The sequence below is a fragment of the Rhizobium sp. SVR5-2C genome (genome assembly GCF_056755115.1).
This window is the reverse complement of the sequence record NZ_JBNDHT010000235.1, coordinates 1-5,657: the sequence shown is the minus strand read 5'-3', so window position 1 is coordinate 5,657 and position 5,657 is coordinate 1. Positions and strand designations below refer to the sequence as shown.

The window sequence follows — 5,657 nt, the reverse complement described above, 5'->3', positions numbered from 1 at the left end:
CCTCTGGAAAAAGGCTTCGCACGTCTCGATCAGGATACTGAAGACGGGGTCGTCCTCTTCATGGAAGGTCAGGTGAAGGATGTCGATGGAAGGCCGATCGCTGGCGCCATCGTTGACGTGTGGCATGCCAATGCGAAGGGAGGCTATTCCTTTTTCGACCAGTCGCAGAGCCCCTACAATCTGCGTCGCCGGATCGAAACAGATGTAGACGGCCGCTATCGCTTCCGGTCGATCCTGCCTGTGGGCTACAGCTGTCCGCCTGACGGTCCGACGCAGGCGCTCCTCACTGAACTCGGGCGCCACGGCCGTCGTCCTGCGCACGTTCATTTCTTCGTGGAGGCTGGCGGATACCGCAAGTTGACGACGCAGATTAATATAGATGGCGACGGATATCTCTACGACGATTTTGCCTTCGCAACCCGCGATGACTTGATCCCGGAGGTCATCCACCATGATGCGCCTGATGAGATGGCGTCACGTGGCGTCGATGCCCCCTTCGTAGCGATCCGGTTCGATTTCACCTTGAATCGGGACCAGGAGGCTCTGCCGGACGCCGTCGTGGTGCGAGAGCACGCACAGGTCTGATGAACGAATTTGGGAGGAGTCGGTCATGGCAAACGTTCAGAATATCGACGTGCAAGCTTACGTCGATCAGCAAAAAATATCGTCGTTCCAACTGCTCGTGGTGGCTCTCTGCTTCGCAGTCGTCGCGATCGACGGTTTTGACACCGCAGCTGTCGGATTCATCGCGCCAGCGCTGCGGACAGAATGGCAGCTCACTCACGCGCAACTGGCGCCGCTATTTGCGGCCGGCCTGTTCGGCCTGATGATTGGTGCCATGGTCTTTGGACCGATTGCTGACAAGATCGGGCGAAAGCCCGTCCTTCTCTTCACCACGGCCTTCTTTGCCGCCGCCAGCCTGCTTTCAACGACGGCTGGGGACGTACACTGGCTGACGTTCTGGCGTTTTGTCACCGGAATCGGCCTCGGAGGCGCCATGCCGACCGCGACGACGCTGACGGCGGAATATTGCCCGAGCCGGACGCGATCGGTCATGATCACGACCATGTTCTGCGGGTTCACGCTGGGTGGCGCGCTGGGCGGGCTGGCCTCCGCCGGACTGATCGAGAACTATGGCTGGAAGGCTGTTCTCATCCTTGGTGGGGTCATCCCTCTCGCGCTGCTCTTCCCGCTTGCATGGGCACTGCCGGAATCACCGCGTTACCTCGCAATGAAGGGCGGCCAGGATCGGCGGGTCGCGGCGATCCTCGGCCGGATCCATCCGGCGCCGGAGCTCGCTGACGCTCATTTCATGCCGCCGCAGGTCACCGCGGGATCTCCCGTCGGCAAACTGTTCACGCCTGGTCTGGCGGGCGGCACCGTGTTTCTCTGGCTGACCTTCTTCATGAGCTTGCTCGTCTTCTATCTCCTGACGAGCTGGCTGCCCACGCTGCTGACCGGGACCGGCCAGAGTTTCCGCTCAGCCGCGCTGGTGGGGCTTGTCCTGCCGCTCGGGAGCACTGTCGGCGCGGTGGCGCTCGGCTATGCAATGGACAAGACTGAGCCGCATCTGGTGCTTGCGGCAAGCTATATCCTCGGCGCCCTCTCGATCGCAGCCCTGGGCCATGTCGCATCATACCCTGTCCTTCTTGCGCTGGCCGTCTTCGGGGCGGGTATCGGAACGGGTGGCGCCCTGATCGGTGTGAATGCGCTTACCGCTTCCTTCTACCCTACGGCCAACCGAGCCACCGGCGTAAGTTGGGCGAACGCCGTCGGTCGCACCGGATCGATTTTCGGATCGGTTGCGGGCGGCTATCTCCTCAGCCTTGGCTGGCCCCTCCAATCGGTCTTTACCGTCGCAGCCCTGCCGGCACTGATCGCGGCCGTCACGATCTTCGGAAAACGCTGGATAACGCCGGTAGGTGCTGTCCGGTCCGAGCTGAAACGCGCCTGACGCAGGTCTGGAAGTTGTCCATGGATCGTCACATGAAAACCGATATCCCCGTCCGAGATTACCTGATCCGATCGATCACCAGCACGATTGTCGATGTGCCTACAGTCCGAAAGCACAAGCTCTCGAACACATCGGTCACCGCACAAAGCTACGTGATCGTTCAAGTTCAGCTTGGGAATGGACAGGAAGGTGTCGGCGAAGCGGCGACGCTCGGTGGACCGCGCTGGAGTGAAGAAAGCGTCGAAAGCATCAAGTCAACGATCGACGTCTATCTCGCTCCAGCGCTGATCGGAACGCGCGCCGACACATTCGAGCTGGCCGGCGCGCGTATGGAGGCCGCCGCAAAACGAAACTACGCCGCCAAGGGAGCGATCGAATCCGCGTTGATGGATGTTGTCGGAAAGTCGCTGAACCTTCCGGCAAGCCAATTCCTCGGCGGCGCCGTGCGCGATCGCGTGAGAGTGCTTTGGACGCTGGCATCCGGCGATCCGGGCCAGGAATTGGAGGAGGCCGAGGGCAAGCTCGAAAACCGCAAGCATGACACCTTCAAGGTCAAGATCGGCGCGCAAGCTGCTGAGACAGACATGGCGAGGCTTCGTCATTTGTCGCGCGGCCTGGAGGGCAGGGCGAAGCTTATCGTCGATGCCAACCAGGCTTGGGACGAAACCACGGCACGGCAATACCTGCCGGTGCTCGCCGAGCTCGGTATTCAGCTGGTGGAGCAGCCATTGCCCGCCTGGAATATCGCCGGCATGGCACGCCTTCGCGGCGGGGCTGTTCCGTTGATGGCGGACGAGTGCGTGTTCACGACGCACGACATGCTCGCAGTCTCATCGGCCGCGGCTGCCGACGTCGTATCTCTCAAGCTCGTCAAGCATGGCGGCCTGCTGAATATCCGACGCGTCGCCGGTATCGCCGAGGCCGCAGGCATCGGCCTTTACGGCGGATGCCTGCTCGAAAGCTCGATAGGTGCTGCTGCGCACCTTCAGGTCTTCGCCACATTGCGCAACCTGCCTTGGGGCTGCGAGCACTTCGGGCCACAAATCCTCGTCGATGACCTCGCGACAGAGCCACTAACGTTTGCGGATTTCGAAGTGCATGTGCCTACCGGACCGGGTCTTGGCGTTTCAGTCGATCATAGCAAACTGCGCCATTACGCGCGCTCGTAAGGAGGACGTGATGCTCTACCATGTGCAAATGACGGTGCGCGTGCCGCACGACTTTGATGCGGAGACATTCGAGCGGCTGAAGACCGAAGAAAAGTCGAAGGCGCAGGAACTCCAGCGCGCCGGGAAGTGGCGTCACCTTTGGCGCATTGCCGGATGTTACGCCAATGTCAGCATATTCGAGGTGGACAATCACGACGAGCTGCATGGCATTTTGTCTGCGCTGCCGCTCTTTCCGTTCATGGAGATCGCTGTCAGCCCGCTTGCCCACCACCCTTCGGCGATTGCTTGAGCTGGTTGGAGCAAACGATGTTTGTGCAAGTCAGGGATCTCATCTTCCACGTAAGGATCGAAGGCAATTCAGCTGGTGAGCCACTGGTGCTCCTGCATTCGCTTGGCACGGAAATGCGGGTCTGGGATCCCCAAGCCGAGGTGCTTGCAAAGCGTTTCCTCATCGTGCGCGTTGACCTTCGTGGACACGGCCTCAGCGATGTTCCCCCTGGACCTTATACGATCGAAGAGATGGCCGACGATCTGCTCGCAATCCTTGATAAGGTGGGCATTGGCCGTTGCCATCTCGCGGGACTATCAATAGGCGGCATGGTCGCTCAGGCGGCTGCCGCGCTGCAGCCCCAGCGGTTCGTGTCGCTCATTCTCTGCGATACGGCGCTGGCGATTCCACCTGCAGCGCTCTGGCGAGAACGAGCGGCGACGGTCCGCGCCAATGGCGTTGAAACCATCGCTGATGCGGTGCTCGGGCGCTGGATCACGCCTGCGTTCGCCGGCCGGCCAGAGGCGCGGGTGCTGCGAAAAATGCTCATTTGCACAGCGGCCGAAGGCTACGCCGGCGCCTCAGAAGCAATCGCGGTGGCGGACCTGTCGGAAAAGACGCGCAAATTGCGCATGCCGACGCTGGTTCTGGTCGGAGACCAGGATGAGGCTACGCCGGTACAGGACGCATTGTCGCTTGCGAATTGCATTCCCGGCAGCCGCCTGGAAATAGTAGCGAACGCGTCTCACATCCCGACATTTGAGCAGGCCGCGGCGGTGTCCGACGCTATCGAACTCTTTCTCACCTCCTTGGTCGTGCACAGCGAGGAGAAATGCCCGCGATAAATCGAGGCGAAGGTTGTGCCCCGAAATATTGTCTTGCTCAATTAGTGGAATATTCCCCTGCTGCCGAAACCGCATGGCATGGACGAGCTGAAGGAGGCGGTGGACTAGCGGGCGCGCACGTCTCGTCGCAAAACTCGGCCAGCCGGGCGACGCTTGATGCTTTCTGCCACTCTCGGAACAATTCTCCAGCTCACGCTGTTGCGCCTCGATCGATACACTGGAGGCGCGCATGATCAACGACCTTTGGTACAAGAACGCCATTGTCTATTGCCTGTCCGTCGAAACATTCATGGACGCCAACGGAGACGGGGTAGGCGACTTTCAAGGGCTTGCGCGGCGCCTGGACTATCTCGCGGGCCTGGGCGTTACGGCGATCTGGCTGATGCCGTTCCAGACTTCGCCGGGCAAGGATGACGGTTACGACGTCTCCGACTACTATAATGTCGATCCCCGCTATGGCACGCTCGGTGACTTCGTTGAATTCACGCATGGCGCCAAGCAACGCGGCATCAGGGTTCTGATCGACCTTGTGGTCAACCACACTTCGGATCAGCACGCCTGGTTTCAGGAGGCGCGGTGCAACGAGAACTCCCGCTATCGCGGTTGGTATGTGTGGTCGAAAGAGAAGCCGAAGAACGCTGACGAGGGAATGGTGTTCCCCGGCGTCCAGAAGACGACCTGGACTTACGACGACAAAGCCAAAGAATACTATTTCCATCGCTTCTACGAGTTCCAGCCCGACCTCAACACGGCAAATCCGCATGTCCAGGCGGAAATCCTGAAGATCATGGGATTCTGGATACAGCTTGGCGTCTCCGGCTTCCGGATGGATGCCGTGCCGTTCGTGATCGGCAAGAAGGGCGCGGACGTCACCCGGCCGCAAGAGCAATTCAATATGCTGCGGACGTTCCGCGAATTCCTGCAATGGCGACAGGGCGACTGCATCATCCTCGCCGAGGCAAACGTACTACCGAAGACCGATTTGGAGTATTTCGGCCAAGATGGCGACCGGATGCACATGATGTTCAATTTCCAGGTCAATCAGACGCTGTTCTACGCACTCGCGAACGCTGATTGCCAGCCGCTCGTGAAAGCTCTGGAGGCCACGCGCACGCGGCCCGAAACCGCCCAATGGGGTCTCTTCCTCAGAAACCACGACGAGCTCGATCTCGGCCGCTTGAGCGAAAGGCAACGGGACGCAGTGTTTGCGGCGTTTGGGCCCGAGAAAGATATGCAGCTTTATGATCGCGGGATCAGGCGGCGTTTGGCGCCAATGATGGACGGCGACGAAGACCGAATACGCATGGCATACAGCCTGATGTTTTCGCTACCCGGGACCCCCGTGCTACGCTATGGCGACGAGATCGGCATGGGCGACGATTTATCGCTGCCGGAGCGCAACTGCGCGCGCACTCCGATGC

Annotated in this window: 6 protein-coding genes; all 6 read left to right on the top strand. The window is 60.4% G+C overall.

The window, feature by feature from the left end; translation table 11 throughout:
• Positions 1-585 (top strand): dioxygenase family protein (locus ACPYOI_RS34575; RefSeq protein ID WP_481424045.1); only part of this gene is annotated, 585 nt, incomplete at its 5' end.
• 25 nt (positions 586-610) lie between these two features.
• A complete protein-coding gene (locus tag ACPYOI_RS34570) occupies positions 611-1,954 on the top strand; it encodes an MFS transporter (protein WP_481415915.1) in 1,344 nt (447 codons plus the stop codon).
• 32 nt (positions 1,955-1,986) lie between these two features.
• Positions 1,987-3,123 carry a muconate/chloromuconate family cycloisomerase gene (locus tag ACPYOI_RS34565; protein WP_481415916.1) on the top strand — a complete coding sequence of 379 codons (1,137 nt, stop codon included), beginning with the start codon at positions 1,987-1,989 and terminating at the stop codon, positions 3,121-3,123.
• A gap of 10 nt (positions 3,124-3,133) precedes the next feature.
• Positions 3,134-3,412 carry a muconolactone Delta-isomerase gene (gene catC / locus ACPYOI_RS34560; protein WP_481415917.1) on the top strand — a complete coding sequence of 93 codons (279 nt, stop codon included), beginning with the start codon at positions 3,134-3,136 and terminating at the stop codon, positions 3,410-3,412.
• A gap of 17 nt (positions 3,413-3,429) precedes the next feature.
• Entirely contained in the window at positions 3,430-4,236 is an 807-nt protein-coding gene (pcaD, locus tag ACPYOI_RS34555) for a 3-oxoadipate enol-lactonase (protein WP_481424044.1), read from the top strand.
• A 229-nt stretch (positions 4,237-4,465) separates the two neighbouring features.
• Positions 4,466-5,657 (top strand): alpha-amylase family protein (locus ACPYOI_RS34550; RefSeq protein ID WP_481424043.1); only part of this gene is annotated, 1,192 nt, incomplete at its 3' end.

What these genes read in the sequence shown, in the direction of transcription:
- ACPYOI_RS34570 (WP_481415915.1), top strand. Translation starts at nt 611, where the DNA reads ATGGCAAACGTTCAGAATATCGACGTGCAAGCTTACGTCGATCAGCAA.
- ACPYOI_RS34565 (WP_481415916.1), top strand. Translation starts at nt 1,987, where the DNA reads ATGAAAACCGATATCCCCGTCCGAGATTACCTGATCCGATCGATCACC.
- catC (WP_481415917.1), top strand. Translation starts at nt 3,134, where the DNA reads ATGCTCTACCATGTGCAAATGACGGTGCGCGTGCCGCACGACTTTGAT.
- pcaD (WP_481424044.1), top strand. Translation starts at nt 3,430, where the DNA reads ATGTTTGTGCAAGTCAGGGATCTCATCTTCCACGTAAGGATCGAAGGC.